This window comes from Bacillus sp. NPDC057893 (assembly GCF_042796455.1).
Classification (GTDB): Bacteria; Bacillota; Bacilli; order Bacillales; family Bacillaceae_G; genus Bacillus_A.
The window spans coordinates 132,185-152,799 of the sequence record NZ_JBHVNG010000006.1 but is presented as its reverse complement, the minus strand read 5'-3'; the positions used below and the strand labels follow the sequence as shown (position 1 = coordinate 152,799).

The window sequence follows — 20,615 nt, the reverse complement described above, 5'->3', positions numbered from 1 at the left end:
GTTAGGTGGGAGCCGGGCTGCCCGTAAAAGCCCGATTGGTGAAGGCTAATAATCAGTGAGGGATGAACAAAACCCCCACTAATTAAAGTTTCACTTTATACTAAAACAAAAACATATCATCTAAGAAAAACATATGCTATACTATAGAATAATTACAAAATAATAACTATTAAAATCAGATTCAACAGAAATGCTGCTATCCATTATGGATGGCAGCTTTCGTCGTTTTATAGGGGTTTCGATTTTGATTCTTTTTCTCAATAAGAATTTGGAAGGAGCGAGTATTAATGAACGCAGAAGTAAAAACATTACAAGCACAAAAAGATATTTCTCATCCCTCTTTATGGGATACATTAAAGAAACATTATGAACTTATATTTGCAATCGCATCTGGTATTTTTATTTTAGCTGGCTGGTTATTCACAAAAAATGATGCAATAAGTGCAGGTATTACTTTCTATATCCTTGCTTATGTAATTGGAGGATTTGCAAAAGCGAAAGAAGGTATTGAAGACTCAATTGAAGAGAAAGAGCTAAATGTTGAAATGCTCATGATTTTTGCAGCTATCGGCGCCGCAGTTATCGGTTACTGGGCAGAAGGTGCTATTTTAATCTTCATCTTTGCATTAAGTGGAGCAATGGAATCTTATACATTAAGTAAAAGCCAAAAAGAAATTTCAGCGCTTCTTGATCTACAACCCGAAGAAGCATTACGTATTTCAAACGGAATTGAGGAACGTGTTCCAGTTGGACAATTACAAATTAACGATATTATTTTAATTAAGCCAGGTGAGCGCGTTCCTGCTGATGGCACAATTCATACTGGTGAAACAAATATTGATGAAGCTGCTATTACAGGAGAACCCATTCCGAATGAGAAAAAATTCGGCGATGAAGTATTTGCCGGCACTGTAAATTTACGTGGTGCTATTGAAGTTAAAATTACGAAGCCGAGCGATCAAACATTATTCCAAAAGATTATTCGTCTCGTTCAAAATGCACAAAGCGAAAAATCACCATCACAACTATTCATCGAAAAATTTGAAGGAACATACGTAAAAGGTGTACTAATCGTTGTTGCGCTTATGATGTTCGTTCCTCATTTCTTACTTGATTGGAGTTGGAATGAAACGTTTTATCGCGCTATGATCTTACTTGTAGTCGCTTCTCCTTGTGCGCTAGTTGCAGCCATTACACCGGCAACTTTATCAGCAATTTCAAACGGAGCGAGAAACGGTATTCTCTTTAAAGGTGGTATTCATTTAGAACGTCTAGCTTCAGTAAAAGCGATTGCCTTTGATAAAACGGGAACATTAACACAAGGAAAACCTACTGTAACAGATGTATATGTTCGAGAAGGCATAGCAGAAAGTGAAGTACTTTCTATTACAGCAGCGATTGAAAGTCACTCTACACATCCTTTAGCAGAAGCGATTGTTAAATATGCAAAACATGCTTACGACATTACGATAAAAAAACCAGAAAACGTTGAAGATGTAACTGGTTTTGGATTAAAAGGAATATTAGAAAACAAAGCTTATAAAATTGGTAAAGCTGATTTTATCGGAGAAGAAATAAAAACATTCCATAATGGCATTTCTGCTTCACTTGAAAAAGAGGGGAAAACTGTCGTTTATATTAGTGATGAGGATGGTATTCTTGGACTAATCGCTTTAAAAGATACCCTTCGCCAAGAAACGATAGCGGCTATTCGTGATTTGCAAAGCATTGGTGTCGAAGCAATCATGATTACTGGTGATAATGAAGAAACAGCAAAAGCAATTGCCAATGAAAGTAATATAAAAGAATATTACGCATCATGTTTACCGGAAACAAAAGTTGAAACGATAAAGCAGCTAAAAGAAAAGTATGGCATAGTCGCCATGGTTGGAGACGGTATAAACGATGCACCTGCCCTTGCTACTGCTAGTATTGGTGTTGCAATGGGTGAAGGAACAGACGTAGCATTAGAGACTGCAGACGTTGTTCTTATGAAAAACGAATTATCTCGTCTCTCCCAAGCAATCCGTTTATCAAAACGAATGAACCGTATTGTGAAGCAAAACGTTATCTTCTCTTTAGCTGTCATTGCAATGCTAATTTGTTCAAATTTTTTACAGTTTTTAGCTCTTCCCTTCGGTGTTATTGGACATGAAGGAAGTACCATTCTTGTCATTTTGAATGGTTTACGATTATTAAAAGGAAATAAATAACGGGTCCCTGATGAAGGACCCGTTTTTTTAATGGTAGCTATTATGACCGTTCGCACTGCTGCTCGTTTTATGCTTTGGATGCGAACTACTCTTTTGTTTATTGTTACTTTTATTATTATGGTTCTTTTTATTATTACTCATGAAATATCCCCCCTGTTCCCTTTTATTATGGAACAAGAGCTCATTTTTCATTACGGGAATTATTGTCACCCGTTCTATAATGATGGAGTAAACCATTAATTTCACCACCAAGTAAAATCACCCACGCAGTTAAGTAAAACCATAACATTAAAATAATGATACCACCGAGACCACCATATGTATTAGCGTAATTTGCAAATTTATCTACATAATAGGCAAATGAGTACGATACCACAATCCACCCTACAGTAGCAAATAAAGCCCCCGATATGACTTCTCTTCGCTTTAATTTCCGATCAGGTGCAAACGTATATAAAAAGCTAAACAAAGCGACCAAAACGAAGAAACTCGCTACTAAACGTACAATACTCCACACATAAGCAAAACTATCCGATAAACCAATTGCTTTAAACACTGCTGCACCAATTACTTGTCCGAATACTGGAACAATTAGCGCAAAGACAATCATAAAAATAATGGCTAATGTAAACACAATTGATAAAGCTCTTGTTTTAATAAAGGAGCGTGTTTCTGTTACATCATAAGCACGGTTAAAAGCATTCATAATCGCATTTACTCCATTAGAAGCAAACCATAACATCGATAGTAAACCGAATGATAATAAACCACCATTTTGTTCGTTTACAACTTTATCTACGTTTACTTCAATTAAGTTCATCGCATCTTCTGGTACGTACGGTTCTAATAAATTGAGCACACTTTCTGTTTGAAGGTCAATAAAGCCAAGAAGCGTAATTAAGAAAACAAGCCCAGGAAAAATCGCAAGCAAGAAGAAATAAGCGAGCTGTGCTGCTAAGCCCGCTACATCATCGCGCATCGTCCGGTCATATAAATCTTTCCCAAACGAAAAAGTGCGATTTCTTCTCACCTTTTCTAAAATTTTTCTCATATATGTTTAAACGCTTTTCTTCTCTTCTTTATCTTGCTTTAACTCAATGTACGCTTCAGTTTTTTTTTCCTCTGCATTTGAGTCTTTCATAAATAATTCACGCGCTTCTTTCATACCGCCATCTTCAGCAACTACCGGCTCTTCTTCTGCTTTAAGCTCATCTACCTTTGGAGATACAGCTTGAATTTCAATCGTTTCTGGCTTTTCTTCTCGCTCAACTTTTCTCTTACTAAAAATTTCTTTCGTTTCTTTTAACGTTTCTACAACAGACGGCGTCAATTTTTTAATTTCTGCTACTTTCGCTTTCACTACATTGAAATCAGCAAGTTCGCGTCCTTTATCTGTAACAGTTTGCACTTTTTCTTTTATCTTCGCATTTTCACCAATTTCAATCATCTTTGTTTTTGCTTTTTCTGCCGTGTTTTTTACTTTTTCACGGTTTTCTTTCTTTAACATAGATACAGCTACCCCTGCAGCTACACCAATCGCAATGTTTCGAGCAATATTATTTTTCTTTGCCATATTCCTTCACCCTTTCATTTCTTATATTAGAAAGTATTACTTTCTAAGCTTCCTCATATTCCTTGTTCATTTCGAATGAAAGCTAATAGCTTTACACACCCTTCTGTTACAAGGTCATACACTTCTTGGAAGTTCCCTGTAAAGTAAGGGTCAGGAACGTCTGTCCAGCCACCGTCTGGAACAAAATCGGACAGTCTACCAATATAGCCTCCAGTTTTACCAAAACTTTTTAAATCCGCTATATTCTTGTTGTCCATGGCAATAATATAATCAAACTTTGTTAAGTCTTCTTTTTCTACTTGCCGTGCTTTAATTCCTTCAAAAGCGACTTCATTTTCTTTTAAAATTTTTTGTGTTCCTTTATGTGGTGGATGACCAATATGCCAATCTCCAGTTCCTGCAGAATCAATGACAATTTTCTCTTCGAGTCCCTCTTTTACGACAAGATCTCGAAAAATTGCTTCTGCCATTGGAGAACGACAAATGTTCCCAAGACAAACAAACAATACTCGGACCATATTTTTGTTTCTTCCCTTCTTGGTGCATTTATTACCATATACTTATATAGTATAAACAACCAATTATTAAATATAAAGGAAATCCCTACTAATTTAATAGGATTGAAAAGTTTCATTAACGAAAATGATAAAAAAATGTTAAGATAACCTTATGTTATTTTAAAGGGGGACACTTCGGTGGATTTATCCGTAAAATCAAAAGCAAACGTTGAATATATGGTAGAAGCTATTAAAGAAAAATTACGCATGGTTAATGCTGGAGCAATGAGAGCTGCTAGTTTTAACGCAGAAATGTACGAGGACTTACGTGACATTTATGAGCATGTTATGAAACGTGAAACATTCAGTATTAGTGAAATGCAAGCTATTACTGAGGAATTAGGTACATTAATTAAAAAATAACAAAGAGCCTCACGTATTCGAGGCTCTTTTAATTTCAACAAATTCATGACAACTCTTCTCTTTTCCTCATCACATTCTAAAATACTGTACAATGAAAGTAGAACCTCACCTTAGATTTTTTCTCCATACATACTACTCTAAAAAAATTGCCACACTACCATTGCTAACTGTTTTTACTGGGGGTGCTTACTTATGAGCAATTGGTACAGTAAGACGAAAAATCAAACATTAATCGACCTAGAAACAAATGAACAGCAAGGTTTAACAGATGAAAACGTAAATGAACGTTTAAAGCAATATGGTTCTAATGAATTAGCTACCAAACAAAAACGTACTTTATGGCAGCGTGTTTTCGCCCAAATTAATGACGTCCTCGTATATGTCCTTATTATCGCTGCCCTTATTTCCGCCTTTGTAGGAGAGTGGGCAGATGCAAGTATTATCGCACTCGTTGTCATTTTAAATGCAGTTATTGGTGTCATCCAAGAGTCCAAGGCCGAGCAAGCCTTAGAGGCACTAAAGAAAATGGCAACACCTAAAGCCATCGTAAAGCGAGATGGTGAACTAAAAGAGATTCCATCTGAGCACGTCGTTCCAGGTGATATCGTTATGCTTGATGCTGGGCGGTATATCCCCTGCGATTTACGACTTATCGAAACTGCGAATTTAAAAATTGAAGAATCTGCTCTAACTGGTGAATCTGTCCCTGTCGATAAAGATGCAGTCTACCACCCTTCCATGCAAAGTGATGAGCAAGTACCATTAGGCGATCAAAAAAACATGGCATTTATGTCGACGTTAGTAACGTATGGACGTGGCGTCGGTGTTGCTGTTGAAACTGGGATGAACTCACAAATTGGCAAGATCGCTACCCTTTTACATGAAGCAGACGATGATATGACACCACTTCAAAAAAGCTTAGCACAGGTAGGAAAATATTTAGGATTTGTCGCTGTAGCTATTTGTGCTACTATGTTTCTCATCGGTTTTTTACAAGGAAGAGATACGTTAGAAATGTTTATGACCGCAATTAGTTTAGCTGTTGCAGCCATTCCAGAAGGCTTACCAGCTATCGTTTCCATCGTTCTTGCAATTGGTGTTCAGCGTATGATTAAACAAAACGTTATCATTCGTAAACTACCAGCTGTTGAAGCTCTCGGTTCTGTCACGATTATTTGTTCAGATAAAACAGGTACATTAACTCAAAATAAAATGACTGTTACTCACTTTTATAGTGATCGCACATACGACCAGCTAGAAAATTTGAATGTAAATAATGATGCACACCGTCTATTATTAGAAAATATGGTTTTATGCAACGATGCCTCTTACGGTGCCGACTCACAAACAGGGGATCCTACAGAAATTGCCCTTCTTGTTGCCGGAAGCTCTTTTAACATTCAAAAAGATCATTTAGAAAATAAATATGAACGTGTTAACGAATTGCCTTTCGATTCTGATCGTAAAATGATGTCAACTGTACATACGTACGATGAAGGCTACTATAGCATGACGAAAGGTGCTATTGATAAACTTTTACCTCACTGTACCCACATTTTTATAAATAATAAACTGGAGGTCCTAACAGATTCTTATAAAAATCAAATATTAGAAGCTGCCGGGTCAATGTCGCAAGAAGCCTTAAGAGTACTTTCATTCGCATATAAACGATACGATTCAAACGATGTGGATATAAATCACCTCGAAGAAAATCTCATCTTTATCGGTCTTGTCGGTATGATTGATCCACCACGCACAGAAGTAAAAGATTCAATTACAGAATGTAAAAAAGCTGGTATTCGCACAGTTATGATTACTGGCGATCATAAGGATACCGCCTTTGCAATTGCCAAAGAACTTGGTATTGCTGAAGAAAAATCTGAAATTATGATCGGAACTGAATTAGATAACATTTCAGATACAGAGCTAGCAAGTAAAATTAATCACTTAAATGTCTTTGCTAGGGTTTCTCCAGAACATAAAGTGAAGATTGTAAAAGCATTACGTGCTGAAGGAAATATCGTTTCCATGACTGGTGACGGTGTAAATGATGCTCCTTCTTTAAAACAAGCGGATGTTGGAGTAGCGATGGGAATTACAGGAACAGATGTCGCAAAAGGCGCAGCAGATGTAGTTTTAACAGATGATAACTTCTCATCTATTGTGAAAGCTGTTGAAGAAGGAAGAAACATTTATCGTAATATTAAAAAGTCTATTCTCTTCCTCCTCTCTTGTAACTTCGGCGAAATTATCGCTTTATTTTTAGCCATTTTACTTGGCTGGGCGACACCACTACGACCTATTCACATTTTGTGGGTAAATTTAATTACAGATACACTGCCTGCATTATCACTTGGTGTTGATCCTGAAGATCCAGATGTGATGAAGGACAAACCACGACATGCGAAAGAAAGCTTATTTAGCGGCAGCGTTCCTTTTCTTATTTTCAATGGGGTTGTAATTGGACTTCTTACTTTAACAGCCTTTATCGTCGGGGCAAAGCTCTATACAGGAGATACAAATTTATTTCCTCTCTTCCCAGATCAAATTGATGAAGACGCTCTATTACACGCTCAAACGATGGCATTTGTCGTTCTTAGTTTTTCTCAACTCGTTCATTCATTTAACTTACGTTCAAGAATGAAATCAATTTTTTCAATTGGGATATTTACAAATAAATATTTAGTCTTCTCACTTCTAATCGGTGTTCTTATGCAAGTGTGTATCATCTCCATCCCACCTCTTGCCAATATATTTGGTGTGCATGCATTAACAATGCGAGATTGGGGATTTGTTCTTTTGTTAAGTATCATCCCGCTTGTTGTGAATGAAATCATTAAATTATTTAAGAGAAAATAAAGTGCAACTTGAATCAGTGGGGATTTTGTTCATCCCCACTAATTATTAGCAGGCAAATAGCGAATAAAAGGCACTGAGGAATATTCCTCAGTGCCTTTTTGTTTATCCTTGTAATTCTTTTTTAATGTTTTCTGTTAATGTAGCCATACGCTTACGACTTTCTTCACGCTCACGTTTATTTTGCTCTTCAATTTGTTGTGTTTCTTGCATACCTCTTGAAATAATGTTCCAAGTTTCCTCAAGTGTTTCCATCTTAATACTAGAAGAACCTGATATTCTCGCTACTTCCACACTTTGAGTTGCGATATTTTGTGCATTTTTCTTAAGTAATTCATTTGTACGGCGATCAAGTTCAGCCATAGAGTCCGCAACAAGCTTTTGACGTTTCGCATTTACCGCTTGAATGATACCATTTTTAAAGATAGGAATCGTTGTAATAAATGCTGTATTGATTTTACCGATTAATTTATTGTTACCGCGTTGAATCATACGAATTTGTGGCGCTGTTAATAGAGCAACCATACGTGCTTTTTCTAAATCATCAATACGTTGTTCTAAAATTTCAACAGAGTTTTTAAGCGATTCTAATTCAATACCTGCTAACTGATCATTATTACGTATGCGTTCTTCGTACATCGGAACTAACTCTGTATTTAAACGCTCTAATAACATTTCTCCTGCTACTACGTATTTTTCTAAGTCTAAATAATACTTTAAGTTTTGCTCATATAAACCATCTAACGTACCAATTGATTTTTTCATTTCATCTTGATACTTCGTAATTTCTACGTATACTTTATCCATTTCGCGACCCATCGTCTGATACTTACTAAAGATTTGTTCAATCATTTTATCTGCTTTTTTGAACATACGTGAGAAGAAACCACTTTTCTCTTCCGCAAAGTCTTTACTATCAAATCTGTCCATAATTTTACCAAGCTGTTTTAATAATTCACCAGAGTCTTCTACTTTCGATAAAGACATTGTATGTAAAATTTGATCAGCGAAACGTGAAATCTCCATAGAAGGCTCTTTTCCAAGCTCGATTAATTCTAATTGGTCTTTAATGTCTACTGCATTATAAATACGTTGTACTTCAGCATCTTGTCTAAGCTGCAAGCGAACATCTTGTGCGGTTTGCTCATTCAATTCTGTTTTCGAATCTAGTACGACTGGGTTATTCATATGGTATTCTCCCTTTCCTTATAAAAATGGACGAAATAGTCCTTTTATTGTTTGTGATAAATTTTTATAGGCTGATGAACCATGAAATTCAAGATCGAAATTAACTTCTTCAAGCCAATGTGAATCAAATGCTCCTGATTCAATATACGGTTCAATATCGTTTCTCCCCGTTGGATTAAAGTGGAATACATCTACTCCAATTTGATTTAAAAATAGTAATAACACAGCATCAGAACGACTTAATTCTCCGCTCTTCTCATTATTAAATATAACAATTTTCGGTACTTCTTGCGAATAATCAAATTTCTCAAGCTGCTCTAAAATGTTCGGTGGTATTTGAGAGAGTTGTGCGAAAACATACAGTGCTACATCTTGTTTCGTCTCTTTCGCAATTGGTTTACACATTCCACTTTCACACGTATGGATGATTGCTTCTGCAATACCATGTTGTAATCCTTCTGGTAAACGCTTATGTGGCCACCAATGGCTGTTCATAATTAAATCCGGATGTAACTTCCCCCCGCGGTCCAATGCATCTCGATAATGATATTGGAAATTCGCTTTTTGTTCTTTCGTAAACGGGAATGTATTAATCAAGAAACTGTTATCAAATGATGTAACAGCCTTTAATCGCTGAAAATATTCTTTATCATTCTTTGAAACACCTGATATTTTTGCAAATAAAGAAGGAATATAAATATGCTTATTTTCAACAAAGAATGTTGGACGTACAAATGCCTTTTCTTTCGTAATTAAAAAAAGTTCATCGTACGTCGTTTTGAGCGTACGGGCTACAGGTGTATACGAACGGAATTGCCACGGTTTGTATAATAATGAATTATCGTGGTGAAGTACTTGCTCGATTTCTTTTGAAGCTTGATAAGCTACCGTTGCGACGCGTTCACGACGCCGATCAGGAAATGGTTCCAATGAAATACGGCCTGAATGTGCTACGACAAAGGTCTTTCCTTCCTCATCTACACTCTCAAATCCATCTTTTCCTTCTGGGTGATAATAAAGCACATCGCAGCCGAGCATAATAAGAAAGTATAAGAAATATATACGACTCTCCGTCGCATCACCGTACCAAACGATACGCGGCATTTGTTTCTTATAATTAATCGTAGAGAACCACTTCGCTACGTAATTTTCACTTAATTTAATCATATCGATTAAGAAACGCCGGAATCCTTCTGTTTTTAAAGATTGATTATGTTGTTTCTCATACAATTTCAAGATAGAAATAAACGTCGTATGTATATAATGCTGTAAATCAGGATTGTCTACTTGCGGTAATAGTTGTTTCCCAGACAAATGTGCTACAAGCCTATTTACTGTAAGTCCATTCGGCGCTTCTTGATGTAATGCAAAAACTTCTTGAATATGGCGCAGTTTTTCGGGATCAATCACCTTATTTAAATTTTGTTCATGCAAAACCTCGATCCCTTTTGCTTCACTATAATCAAATAGCTCATTGAAATATTCATCTACATCATTAGGAACACCAAGAATGCGAGTTGCTATATAACTAAATTTCATCTCATTCTCTGTCAGTTCGTATTGTGGGCGTTTTTCTAAAGGCGCTTCAAATTGCTTTAAATCTGATTCATCTTTTAATGCACATGGTTGAAGTGTAAAACGTGAAAACACAACAGTTCACCTCCAAAAACATTTACGTTTTTTATAAAGTCTCTCTTCTATTATAAACTATTTTTAGTTATAAAAAATGGGCGCTCGCATAACGAGCAAACCCATTTCAATTATTTATGTTCATTTTTAGTAGCTGCAACTTCTTCTTTAGCTTGTCCAGAATTCTTCATGTAGTGAAGTATAAATGTTGCTCCAAACGCTATAACTAAAATAATAAAGAACAGCATATGACTTACTTCAATATGAACGACAGACAATAGCATTTTTGCTGCAATAATTAAGATTAAAATATATGCTGTCGTTTCAAGTTCTGGAATACGCTCTAACAATTTTAAGAATACGCCAGCGATACCGCGCATCATTAAAATACCGAGCATTCCACCTAATAGTAAAATCCAAACTTCATTCGATACACCAAATGCAGCAAGTACACTATCTACAGAGAATGCGATATCCATTAACTCAACCATCGCAACCGTTCCCCAGAAGACACCAAACATTCTGAAGAGAATACTATTTTGGTTCATACCATGAGCTTCCTCTTCTTCTGCATTACCTTTTCGTTTATCAATGAAGTATTTAATTGATAGCCAAGCTAAGTAAAGTGCACCTAACACTTTTACCCATGCTAATTTAATTAAGAACATTCCGATTCCAATTGCAATAAAACGGAATACATAAGCTCCAATAAGTCCATAGAATAATGCTTTTTTTCGTTTTTCTTCTGGAAGATGTTTTACCATTACCGCTAACACAAGTGCATTGTCAGCAGATAATAACCCTTCAAGTACAACAAGTGTACCTATTAACCCCCAAGATACTGGATCTTGTAACACTTTAATCCACATGTCCAAGTCGAAAAACTGAGCATACGTATCAAGGATTCCTTGCAAAATACTCATCTTACCTTTATCCCCTATTCTTTGCTAGATTTATAGAAAGGTCAAAAAAAGGAAACGAATACCGTTTCCCTTCTTATGCATCCAAGCCATACGCTCTTACAAGCGCACCTAATCCACCTTGGAATCCACTTCCTACTGCACTAAACTTCCACTGTCCATTATGACGATATAATTCACAAAAGACAACTGCTGTTTCAATGGAGAAATCTTCCCCTAAATCAAAACGAAGAACTTCTTCGTTTGTTTCTTCATTTGCTAAACGAACGAATGCATTTGCAACCTGTCCAAAGTTTTGATTACGGCCTTCTCCATCATAAATTGTAACTGTAATAGCGATTTTATGAACATCTGCTGGAACCTTTTTCAAATCGACAACAAGTTGCTCATCATCACCTTCACCTGCACCTGTACGGTTATCTCCTGTATGTAAAACTGATTCACAAGGAGACTGTAAATTATTATAGAAAATAAAATCAGTTTCCTTCGTGCATTTCCCGTTCGCATCTAATAAAAAGGCAGATGCATCTAAATCGAAATCAGATCCACCATCATAAGATTTAATATCCCATCCAAGACCAATTACTGCTCTTGATAAACCTGGGCTTGTTTTAGCTAAATCGATTTTCTGTCCTTTTTGCAATTGAATAACCATATATATTCACCTCTATATCTTAATTTTAAAAAATATATCCATCAGTAAATATGCGTTTCACTGATGGATATATAAATCTATTACTCTACATCTAAACCAAAGTTATTACATAGAGAACCTAATCCACCTTGGAATCCACTTCCGATTGCATTGAATTTCCACTCACCTGCGTGACGGTATAATTCGCTTACTACTACAGCTGTTTCAATAGAGAAATCTTCTCCTAAATCATAACGAATTAATTCTGCATTCTTTTCTTCATCCATAATACGTACGAAAGAATTAGAAACTTGTCCGAAGTTTTGGCTGCGGCCTTCTCCATCATAAATTGTAATTGTGAAACAAATGCGCTCAATGTTAGCAGGAACATTTTTTAAGTCTATTTTAATTGCTTCATCGTCGCCTTCACCTTCACCTGTACGGTTATCTCCTAAATGCTCTACAGCACCATTCGCACCTTTTGGGTTATTATAGAAGACGAAATCCTCTGCACCTGAAACTTTACCGTTAGCACCTACTAAGAAGATACTAACATCTAAATCGAAATCATTTTGTCCGTCATAACGATTCGTATCCCAACCAAGTCCTACAAGAACTTTCGAAAGACCTGGATTTGTTTTTGTTAAGTCTACCTTTTGTCCTTTTTTCAATGAAATAGATGCCATATTATACTATTCCTCCTTGGTTTATTTTATTGGTAACGTGATACAATCTCACTTAAGTTTTTATCTTGTGTTCCTTCTCCAACTGCTGAAAACTTCCATTCGTTTCCGTGTCGGTACATTTCACCTGCAATTAAAGTCATTTTGCCAGCATAATTATCTGACAAGTTATAACGCGCTAATTCTTCACCTGTTTGTGGGTTTTGAATACGAATATATGCATTGCGAATCATCCCAAAGTCTTGACGACGATTTACACAGTCATAAATATTTACAACGAATACTAAACGATTAATACGGCTCGGAACTTTATGTAATTCTACGAAAATTGTTTCGTCGTCACCAGCGCCTTCACCTGTTAAATTATCTCCTGAATGAATAATACTACCACAAGTAGAAAGTTTATTTCCGAAGTAAACTAAATCATTTTTGTTTAAAAAACGATCCTCTTCTAACATAACAACTGATGCATCACAATCTACATTTGGTTTACTTCCAAATAACGAAGACAGAAATCCACCTGATTGCCCAATTGGATCCCAGCCTAAGCCAACCTGTAGTTTTGCTACTTTTGGTTGTCCTTTCGTTAAATCGATTTTTTGACCTTTTTCTAAAATAATAGGCATGAAGTTTCTTCCTTTCTACAAAGCATTTTCCGAATCGGAAAACATTGTATTCTTCTCTTATATTGTAGCATTATTTATCTAATGAGAAAAAGGATAAATTCTCAATTATATGAAAACAGATACTATATTTATTTATACTGATGTAATAAGTGGTAAATAGAGCCAATCATTCCTGCACAATTACCGCTTTGCGCAAGTTTAATCTCACAATTACTATAAATCTCTTGATTTAAGTATGTTCCTATCTCTTCCTTCACTTCATTTAAGAAATCATCGCCTCTTTCAGTAATTCCCCCACCAATAATAATCATTTTCGGATTAAAAATATAAGCAAGATTGCTAATACCAATCGCCAAATGTTTAAAGAAAATCTTCACGGCTTGAGTAACACCGCTATCACCCTTATCATATAATTCGAAAATTGTTTTACCATCCCACTCCTTTTTACCTTTATATCTTCGTACAAGATGAATTAATCCCGAAATTGAGGCAACCTCCTCAAAAGTTTTCCCTTCTATTAACATGTTCCCCCATTCCCCAGCTCCAAACGAATGTCCACGGTATAACTCCCCATTTATAACAATTGCTCCACCAATGCCCGTTCCAAGCGTAAGCATAATAAAATCGCTTTCTCCCCTCCCTGTACCTTTCCATTTCTCGCCTAAGGCTGCACAATTAACATCATTTTCAATAGATACAGGAACTTTTAATACTTCTTGTAATCTCTCAACAATAGAAATATTAGCATAATGCGGAATATGATCCACACCTCCCGTTATAACTCCTTTATCAATATCAACAATTCCCGCTGTACTAATACCAATTCCGGAAATAGTATGTTCAGTCATTAACTTTTTTGATAAATATATAAGCTTTTGAACAATTTGTTCCCCGCCCAAGTGAATTTCTGTTGAGACCTTTTTATGTATTAGTACTCCCCCTATTTCTGAAACAATTCCATATTTAATTTGCGTACCACCAATATCAAATGCAATATATTCTTTCATCCGTTGCCACTTCCTCTACTGTTATGAGTATAAGTTCTCCATCACTCTACTATTTGCAAGGAATTTACATTAACTCTTTTCTCCCTTTAGAAATACACCACCTTTTTCTATATATAGTTTTTTTTGCATAAAACTCTTTTTCCTATGAAATATTACAAAGGGGTGTATTTTAGATGGAACAATAATTTTTTCTTCAGGAGGAAAACAATGACAAAAATATTCATTTTAGCATCAACACTTTCTTTATCCTTTTTTAGTGGCTTAAATATTGGTAATGCTGCAACTGAAAATTTCCATCCAATAACAAACGCTATTGTACAAAATAACGATAATTTAGCAGAAGGTAATTCAAAAGATAATAATAAACCTCCAGGAAACAATGGTTCTCAGGACGATAGTGGCTCTGGTGGCAACGGTTCTGGTGGCAATGGTTCTAACGGCAGTGGCTCTGACGGCAACGGCTCTGATGGCAACGGTTCTGGTGGCAATGGTTCTGGTGGCAATGGTTCTGGCGGCAGTGGTTCTGACGGCAGTGGTTCTGGTGGCAACGGTTCTGGTGGCAATGGTTCTGGTGGCAGTGGTTCTGGTGGCAACGGTTCTGACGGCAGTGGTTCTGGTGGCAATGGTTCTGGTGGCAGTGGTTCTGGTGGCAGTGGTTCTGGTGGCAACGGTTCTGACGGCAGTGGTTCTGGTGGCAATGGTTCTGGTGGCAACGGTTCTGACGGCAGTGGTTCTGGTGGCAACGGTTCTGGCGGCAGTGGTTCTGGCGGACATGGCTCTGGTGGCAATGGCTCTGGCGGTAGCGGCTCTGGCGGTAGTGGTTCTGGTGGCAACGGTTCTGGTGGACATGGCTCTGGTGGCAACGGTTCTGGTGGCAGTGGTTCTGGCGGACATGGCTCTGGTGGCAACGGTTCTGGTGGCAGTGGTTCTGGCGGTAGTGGTTCTGGTGGCAACGGTTCTGGTGGCAACGGTTCTGGCGGACATGGCTCTGGTGGCAACGGTTCTGGCGGACATGGCTCTGGTGGCAACGGCTCTGATGGTAATCGAGTTAAGGGCGATAGTAGTTCGCAAGATGGCAAAGGCTCTCAAGAGGGCAATCGAGTTAAAGGCGATAGCAGTTCACAAGGTGGTAACGTAAAAGATAATGCGACAAAACAAGGTGATAAGTTACCTAATACTGCAGCGCATTATCCTGCATCTATTTTAATGGGACTTTCAACATTCCTAATTGGTATGTTATTGTTTATTCGCCGTAAAAATGCAAAATAAAGACCAACATCCTTCCATCTAAAAAATACATGAAACCAATATAAAACTAAAAAGGACTTTGGATTGCAGTTTATTATGCAACCCAAAGTCCTTTTGGCATCTATCAGAAAGAGTATTAATACGCTTTTCCCCAATAGACCATGTGCTTTGCTTCTTTACTACAGCAAATACATTCGCCAGATAAATGTTCTTGTTCAAAAGGCATACAGCGTGAAGATACTCCAACTTCTTCTTTTAGTTTCTCTTCACAAGCTAGTTCTCCACACCACATCGCCTTAATAAATCCTTGCTTTTCATCAGCTGCTTTTTTCATCTCTTCGAAATTCGTCACACTATACGTATTCTCATCGCGAAATACTTTTGCTTTATTAAATAAAGAATGATGAATTTCCTCAAGTAATGATGGAATGCGTTCTTCTACTTGATCCATTGATATAAATTCTTTTTCTTTCGTATCTCTTCTTACAAGTACAACTTGATTCTTTTCAATATCCTTTGGACCAACTTCTAATCGAATTGGAATTCCCTTCATTTCATACTCATTAAATTTCCAGCCCGGTGTTTTATTGCTAGCATCTATTTTTACACGCGCAACCTTCTGAATACGTCCTTGTAACTCTGTTGCTTTTTCTAACACACCTTCTTTATGCTGAGCAATAGGTACAATAACAACTTGTACTGGAGCGACTTTTGGCGGCATTACAAGTCCGTTATTATCACTATGGACCATAATAAGTCCACCTATCATTCTTGTTGATACACCCCAAGATGTTTGGTGTACGTATTGCCACTTACCATTACGATCTAAAAACTTAATATCAAATGCTTCTGAGAAATTCGTTCCAAAATTATGAGATGTTCCTGTTTGAAGTGCTTTTCCATCATGCATTAAACTTTCAATCGTATAAGTTGCCTTCGCTCCTGCAAACTTTTCTTTTTCTGTTTTTTGCCCTTTAATAACCGGAATTGCTAAATACTCTTCACAAAAAGCAGCATATAGATTTAAAATATTTAATGTTTCAATTTGAGATTCTTCTGCCGTTTCATGAATCGTATGACCCTCTTGCCATAAAAATTCAGTTGTACGAAGGAATGGTCTCGTCGTTTTTTCCCAACGAACTACTGAACACCACTGGTTATATAATTTTGGTAAATCATTATATGATTGAACAATTTTTGAAAAATGCTCACAAAATAAAGTTTCAGATGTAGGGCGTACACAAAGTCTTTCCGCCAATTTCTCATCCCCGCCATGAGTAACCCATGCTACTTCAGGAGCAAACCCTTCAACATGATCTTTCTCTTTTTGTAATAAACTCTCTGGGATGAACATTGGCATATACACATTTTCATGGCCAGATTCTTTTAACTTTTCATCCATTACTTTCTGCATATTCTCCCATAAGGCATAACCGTACGGACGCAGAATCATACACCCTTTTACACTTGAATAATCAACAAGTTCAGCTTTTTTTACAATATCGGTATACCACTGCGCAAAGTCCTCTTCCATCTTTGTAATGGCTTGCACTTGTTCTTTTGCCATAGTCAGTCTTCCTCCTTCTAGAAAATACAAAAAAGCCCGCGCCCCTAAATAGGGACCGAGCTTTGCCGGCGTTACCACCCTGATTCATACACAAAAATTGTATATGCTCTCTTTTTGATAACGGGAATTTCCCGCTGCATATGCAGAACTCAAAGGTAGGTTCCATATCGTCTTTTAAGAATCTTCCAGCCAAAAGGATTCTCTCTCTGCAAAAAGGTAAGACATGTACTAGTCCTTTTTCATCGTTATAACGAAATAAATTTGTTGAATATCATAATATAAATTTCATTTCAAAACAAGTGAGAATTTTCTTATTTTTATACATTCTTTTCAATTATTACTGTTTTATACATAACTTTTCCGAACTATTTTTACAAGTTGATGAGCCACCATGCCAATTAGTGTACCAATTAAAACGAAGAAACAAATAAATCCGTATCCCATTCCTTCCCATCCACCAATAGCGATCATTGTTACAGGAAAGAAAGCTAAACAAAGAAGTACTAAACTAAGTGCAAATATAATATCAAACTGTTTGTCTGGAAAACGTTTCTTTAGTAAATATGACATAAAAAATACAAGGAGAATCGTGACCCCACCAATGATGTAAAAGATACCAAATCCATCTAACCAATTCATGGTATTCCCTCCTTCCATTCATTCCCTTATACTTATTATATGTTTAATTTTTCTGAAAATAAACAATAAAATTTTATTCGGAAATATATTTTTATTACCAGGTATTAATAGTAATATATAAGAATAGGTTTTATATGATCAGGAGGGAAACTTTATGGATAAAGCATTAACAAATCACGTCATTATTTTATCTTTCGACTGCTTATCAGCTTTAGATTTTCCTATATTACAAAAACTACCTAATTTCCAAACTTTAATAAAAAGGGGCGCGATTGCGAAAAAAGTGGAGCCAATTTATCCTTCTGTAACATATCCAAGCCACTCAACAATCGTAACCGGTAATTATCCTAATAAGCATGGTGTTGTCAGCAATACATTACTTCAACCAGGACGTGAGTCACCAGATTGGCATTGGTATCGAAAGTCCATTAAAGGAACAACTTTATATGATGAAGCACGCAAAGCAAATTTAACGACAGCAGCCCTTCTATGGCCTGTTACTGGAAGAGCAAATATCGATTACAATTTACCAGAAATTTTTCCAAATAGACCGTGGCAAAATCAAATTTTAGTTTCATTATTTAGCGGTAGCCCGCTATATCAATTAGATTTAAATCGTCGCTTCGGCCATATACGAAATGGATTGTCACAGCCTGAGCTTGATGATTTCGTCCTTGCTTCTGCCGTACATACAATTCAGACGAAAAAGCCTAATGTTATGTTTGTACATTTTACTGATTTAGACACTCAAAGGCATTACCATGGCTTCGAGTCCGAGGAAACAGTAGCTGCAATCCATAGACACGACGAACGCCTTGGAAAAATTATTCACGCATTAAACGAAAGCGGGATATACGAAGAAAGTACAATTATTGCACTTGGCGACCATAGCGCTTTAAGTGAAAACAAAGCAATCCAATTAAATGTCCTATTCCGTCAAAAAGGACTTATATCCGTAAATAAAAGTGGAAAGTTACTAGATTGGAAAGCTTATTGCCAAAGCTGTGATGGATCTGCCTACGTACATGTAAAAGATAAAAATGATACTGAAACGATTAAAGAGATTCAACTTCTTCTTGAAGGGCTTCTTCAAGATAAACAAAATGGAATTGAATTTATTCTGCACGATGAAGATGCAAAAGAACGTGGTGCTGATGGTAATTGCTTATTTATGCTAGAAGCCATGGAAGGTTATTACTTCATTGAAAATTATACAGGTGATTTCATAAAAGAAATTACTAAAAAGGATGTTACTTCTAGTAAGAAATATACATTTGGAACACACGGATATTCCCCAACAAAACCTAACTATGAAACAATTTTTATGGCTGCTGGGAGAGGCATTCAAAGTAGCGTTACAATCCCGTATATGAGACTGATTGATGAAGGTCCCACTATTGCTAGGTTACTCGGTTTGCACTTAGGTGAAACAGACGGAGCAATTGTAGAGGATTTACTTCAATTGTAAAGAACTGTGTATATATGTAAAAGTTATGTAAAAATCGTCACTGTTTCTCTTTTTACAATTTTTATTTTTGTACACTGATAGTAGAACAAATTTAAGGGGGAACATTATATGAAAAAAATGTCCAGACAAGAAAAAAGCTGGATATTATATGATTGGGCAAACTCGGTATATTCGCTCGTCATTACAACTGCATTATTTCCAATTTACTTTAAAGCAGCTGCAAAAGAAGCTGGATTATCTGGTGCAACTTCAACAGCCTATTGGGGATATGCAAACTCGTTCGCTACACTTTTAATTTCTATACTCGCTCCTATTCTCGGTACAGTTGCTGATTATAAAGGATTTAAAAAACGATTTTTCACATTCTTCTTTGGGCTTGGTATTATATTTACAAGTATGCTAGCAGTTGTTCCAACATCTCAGTGGTACTTATTACTAGGATGCTATATGCTCGCATTAGTCGGCTTTGCTGGAGCAAATATTTTTTATGATGCATTTTTAATAGATATTACATCTAAAGATAGAATGGACCGAATTTCTACAAGAGGCTTTGCATTAGGTTATATTGGGAGCACAATTCCTTTTATCGGTTGTATTGCTCTTATTATTCTTGCTCAAAAAGGAACTATCCCCTTATCAGTCGGCATTGCTAGTCAAATTTCTTTCGCAATAACAGCTCTTTGGTGGGGACTATTTACAATTCCAATGCTAAAAAATGTAGAGCAAACACACTATATTGAACGCCATCCAAGACCAATTGTAATGAGCTTCAAGCGCCTTGCTAATACTTTTAAAAATATTAAAGAATATAAAACTGTATTTATGTTCCTAATAGCTTACTTTTTCTACATTGACGGGGTAGATACAATTATCACTATGTCTACTGCTTACGGAACAGATCTCGGCATTAGTGCAACTAATCTATTAGTCATCTTATTTGTAACACAAATTGTCGCTTGTCCATTCGCTTTATTATATGGAAAACTATCGGAAACATTTACCGGTAAAAAAATGCTATATGTCGGTATTATTATTTATATCATTATTTGCACATATGCTTATTTCTTAAAAACGACACTAGATTTCTGGATTTTAGCAATGCTGGTTGCTACTTCTCAGGGCGGGATTCAAGCACTTAGCCGTTCTTATTTCGCAAAACTAGTACCGAAAGAATCTGCAAATGAATTCTTCGGGTTTTATAATATCTTTGGTAAATTCGCAGCAATTATGGGTCCAGTATTAGTAGGTGTCACAACACAATTAACAGGAAAAACGAACGCTGGTGTCCTTAGTATTATTGTCCTATTTATTATCGGCGGATTCTTATTAACTAGAGTACCTGAAAATGATACGTCCGTTACACCACCTAATCCGAAAACTAAAACAATATAAGAAAAAGATCCTCTTCAAACGAGAAGAGGATCTTTTTTATTTTTAACGATAA

Annotated in this window: 18 protein-coding genes and 1 other annotated feature; of the genes, 6 read left to right on the top strand and 12 right to left on the bottom strand. The window is 36.4% G+C overall.

Translation table 11 applies throughout. The features are described 5' to 3' along the window. Window positions 1-287: 287 nt before the first annotated feature. On the top strand, window positions 288-2,213 hold the full coding sequence (locus tag ACFVQC_RS23220; RefSeq protein WP_377899381.1) for a heavy metal translocating P-type ATPase: 1,926 nt from the start codon (window positions 288-290) through the stop codon (window positions 2,211-2,213). 181 nt (window positions 2,214-2,394) lie between these two features. On the opposite strand, the gene ACFVQC_RS23215 is transcribed toward ACFVQC_RS23220, so the two are convergent. Genes ACFVQC_RS23215 through ACFVQC_RS23205 form a run of 3 tightly spaced genes read right to left on the bottom strand, consistent with a single transcriptional unit; the run spans window position 2,395 to window position 4,304 of the window. Next, window positions 2,395-3,264, bottom strand: coding sequence for a YihY/virulence factor BrkB family protein (locus tag ACFVQC_RS23215; protein WP_377899380.1), 870 nt, complete (start codon window positions 3,262-3,264; stop codon window positions 2,395-2,397). A 6-nt stretch (window positions 3,265-3,270) separates the two neighbouring features. After that, window positions 3,271-3,786 (bottom strand): DUF4075 domain-containing protein, encoded by a 516-nt coding sequence (locus ACFVQC_RS23210; protein WP_002010240.1) that lies wholly within the window; start codon window positions 3,784-3,786, stop codon window positions 3,271-3,273. A 53-nt stretch (window positions 3,787-3,839) separates the two neighbouring features. After that, window positions 3,840-4,304: a low molecular weight protein-tyrosine-phosphatase gene (locus ACFVQC_RS23205; protein WP_377891157.1), complete on the bottom strand. Its 465-nt coding sequence runs from the start codon at window positions 4,302-4,304 to the stop codon at window positions 3,840-3,842. 177 nt (window positions 4,305-4,481) lie between these two features. On the opposite strand from ACFVQC_RS23205, the gene ACFVQC_RS23200 reads away from it, so the two are divergent. Together ACFVQC_RS23200 and ACFVQC_RS23195 are read left to right on the top strand one after the other, a co-directional pair. Continuing rightward, window positions 4,482-4,706: a DUF1128 domain-containing protein gene (locus ACFVQC_RS23200; RefSeq protein ID WP_377899378.1), complete on the top strand. Its 225-nt coding sequence runs from the start codon at window positions 4,482-4,484 to the stop codon at window positions 4,704-4,706. Window positions 4,707-4,898: 192 nt separating this feature from the next. Then, on the top strand, window positions 4,899-7,565 hold the full coding sequence (locus tag ACFVQC_RS23195; protein WP_377899377.1) for a cation-translocating P-type ATPase: 2,667 nt from the start codon (window positions 4,899-4,901) through the stop codon (window positions 7,563-7,565). 102 nt (window positions 7,566-7,667) lie between these two features. On the opposite strand, the gene ACFVQC_RS23190 is transcribed toward ACFVQC_RS23195, so the two are convergent. The 7 genes from ACFVQC_RS23190 to ACFVQC_RS23160 form a co-directional block, all read right to left on the bottom strand. Next, window positions 7,668-8,750 (bottom strand): toxic anion resistance protein, encoded by a 1,083-nt coding sequence (locus tag ACFVQC_RS23190; protein WP_002113709.1) that lies wholly within the window; start codon window positions 8,748-8,750, stop codon window positions 7,668-7,670. 18 nt (window positions 8,751-8,768) lie between these two features. Continuing rightward, window positions 8,769-10,400 (bottom strand): YceG family protein, encoded by a 1,632-nt coding sequence (locus ACFVQC_RS23185; protein WP_377891151.1) that lies wholly within the window; start codon window positions 10,398-10,400, stop codon window positions 8,769-8,771. A 110-nt stretch (window positions 10,401-10,510) separates the two neighbouring features. Beyond that, window positions 10,511-11,302 carry a TerC family protein gene (locus ACFVQC_RS23180; RefSeq protein WP_002139507.1) on the bottom strand — a complete coding sequence of 264 codons (792 nt, stop codon included), beginning with the start codon at window positions 11,300-11,302 and terminating at the stop codon, window positions 10,511-10,513. 73 nt (window positions 11,303-11,375) lie between these two features. Beyond that, window positions 11,376-11,954: a TerD family protein gene (locus ACFVQC_RS23175; RefSeq protein WP_002063649.1), complete on the bottom strand. Its 579-nt coding sequence runs from the start codon at window positions 11,952-11,954 to the stop codon at window positions 11,376-11,378. A gap of 80 nt (window positions 11,955-12,034) precedes the next feature. Next, window positions 12,035-12,619: a TerD family protein gene (locus tag ACFVQC_RS23170; protein WP_002063648.1), complete on the bottom strand. Its 585-nt coding sequence runs from the start codon at window positions 12,617-12,619 to the stop codon at window positions 12,035-12,037. A gap of 26 nt (window positions 12,620-12,645) precedes the next feature. Next, window positions 12,646-13,242 carry a TerD family protein gene (locus ACFVQC_RS23165; protein ID WP_002063647.1) on the bottom strand — a complete coding sequence of 199 codons (597 nt, stop codon included), beginning with the start codon at window positions 13,240-13,242 and terminating at the stop codon, window positions 12,646-12,648. Window positions 13,243-13,370: 128 nt separating this feature from the next. Then, entirely contained in the window at window positions 13,371-14,249 is an 879-nt protein-coding gene (locus ACFVQC_RS23160) for an ROK family protein (RefSeq protein WP_002010221.1), read from the bottom strand. 207 nt (window positions 14,250-14,456) lie between these two features. Here ACFVQC_RS23160 and ACFVQC_RS23155 point away from each other — a divergent pair, with 207 nt between their 5' ends. Next, window positions 14,457-15,518 (top strand): LPXTG cell wall anchor domain-containing protein, encoded by a 1,062-nt coding sequence (locus ACFVQC_RS23155; RefSeq protein WP_377899376.1) that lies wholly within the window; start codon window positions 14,457-14,459, stop codon window positions 15,516-15,518. Between the two features lie 115 nt (window positions 15,519-15,633). Here ACFVQC_RS23155 and proS read toward each other — a convergent pair whose 3' ends face one another. After that, window positions 15,634-17,064 (bottom strand): proline--tRNA ligase, encoded by a 1,431-nt coding sequence (gene proS, locus ACFVQC_RS23150; RefSeq protein WP_377899375.1) that lies wholly within the window; start codon window positions 17,062-17,064, stop codon window positions 15,634-15,636. A gap of 47 nt (window positions 17,065-17,111) precedes the next feature. Continuing rightward, window positions 17,112-17,316 (bottom strand) — a binding site (T-box leader). A 93-nt stretch (window positions 17,317-17,409) separates the two neighbouring features. Beyond that, on the bottom strand, window positions 17,410-17,703 hold the full coding sequence (locus ACFVQC_RS23145) for a YesK-like family protein (RefSeq protein ID WP_377899374.1): 294 nt from the start codon (window positions 17,701-17,703) through the stop codon (window positions 17,410-17,412). 154 nt (window positions 17,704-17,857) lie between these two features. Between ACFVQC_RS23145 and ACFVQC_RS23140 the strand changes: the two genes are divergently transcribed. Next, entirely contained in the window at window positions 17,858-19,171 is a 1,314-nt protein-coding gene (locus tag ACFVQC_RS23140) for an alkaline phosphatase family protein (RefSeq protein ID WP_377899372.1), read from the top strand. A gap of 108 nt (window positions 19,172-19,279) precedes the next feature. Beyond that, window positions 19,280-20,563 carry an MFS transporter gene (locus ACFVQC_RS23135; protein ID WP_377899371.1) on the top strand — a complete coding sequence of 428 codons (1,284 nt, stop codon included), beginning with the start codon at window positions 19,280-19,282 and terminating at the stop codon, window positions 20,561-20,563. Window positions 20,564-20,615: the final 52 nt, after the last annotated feature.

Coding starts and splice junctions, on each gene's coding strand:
- ACFVQC_RS23160 (WP_002010221.1), bottom strand. CDS start 14,249: ATGAAAGAATATATTGCATTTGATATTGGTGGTACGCAAATTAAATAT.
- ACFVQC_RS23220 (WP_377899381.1), top strand. CDS start 288: ATGAACGCAGAAGTAAAAACATTACAAGCACAAAAAGATATTTCTCAT.
- ACFVQC_RS23215 (WP_377899380.1), bottom strand. CDS start 3,264: ATGAGAAAAATTTTAGAAAAGGTGAGAAGAAATCGCACTTTTTCGTTT.
- ACFVQC_RS23175 (WP_002063649.1), bottom strand. CDS start 11,954: ATGGTTATTCAATTGCAAAAAGGACAGAAAATCGATTTAGCTAAAACA.
- ACFVQC_RS23180 (WP_002139507.1), bottom strand. CDS start 11,302: ATGAGTATTTTGCAAGGAATCCTTGATACGTATGCTCAGTTTTTCGAC.
- ACFVQC_RS23135 (WP_377899371.1), top strand. CDS start 19,280: ATGAAAAAAATGTCCAGACAAGAAAAAAGCTGGATATTATATGATTGG.
- ACFVQC_RS23165 (WP_002063647.1), bottom strand. CDS start 13,242: ATGCCTATTATTTTAGAAAAAGGTCAAAAAATCGATTTAACGAAAGGA.
- ACFVQC_RS23155 (WP_377899376.1), top strand. CDS start 14,457: ATGACAAAAATATTCATTTTAGCATCAACACTTTCTTTATCCTTTTTT.
- ACFVQC_RS23205 (WP_377891157.1), bottom strand. CDS start 4,304: ATGGTCCGAGTATTGTTTGTTTGTCTTGGGAACATTTGTCGTTCTCCA.
- proS (WP_377899375.1), bottom strand. CDS start 17,064: ATGGCAAAAGAACAAGTGCAAGCCATTACAAAGATGGAAGAGGACTTT.
- ACFVQC_RS23170 (WP_002063648.1), bottom strand. CDS start 12,619: ATGGCATCTATTTCATTGAAAAAAGGACAAAAGGTAGACTTAACAAAA.
- ACFVQC_RS23210 (WP_002010240.1), bottom strand. CDS start 3,786: ATGGCAAAGAAAAATAATATTGCTCGAAACATTGCGATTGGTGTAGCT.
- ACFVQC_RS23145 (WP_377899374.1), bottom strand. CDS start 17,703: ATGAATTGGTTAGATGGATTTGGTATCTTTTACATCATTGGTGGGGTC.
- ACFVQC_RS23190 (WP_002113709.1), bottom strand. CDS start 8,750: ATGAATAACCCAGTCGTACTAGATTCGAAAACAGAATTGAATGAGCAA.
- ACFVQC_RS23195 (WP_377899377.1), top strand. CDS start 4,899: ATGAGCAATTGGTACAGTAAGACGAAAAATCAAACATTAATCGACCTA.
- ACFVQC_RS23140 (WP_377899372.1), top strand. CDS start 17,858: ATGGATAAAGCATTAACAAATCACGTCATTATTTTATCTTTCGACTGC.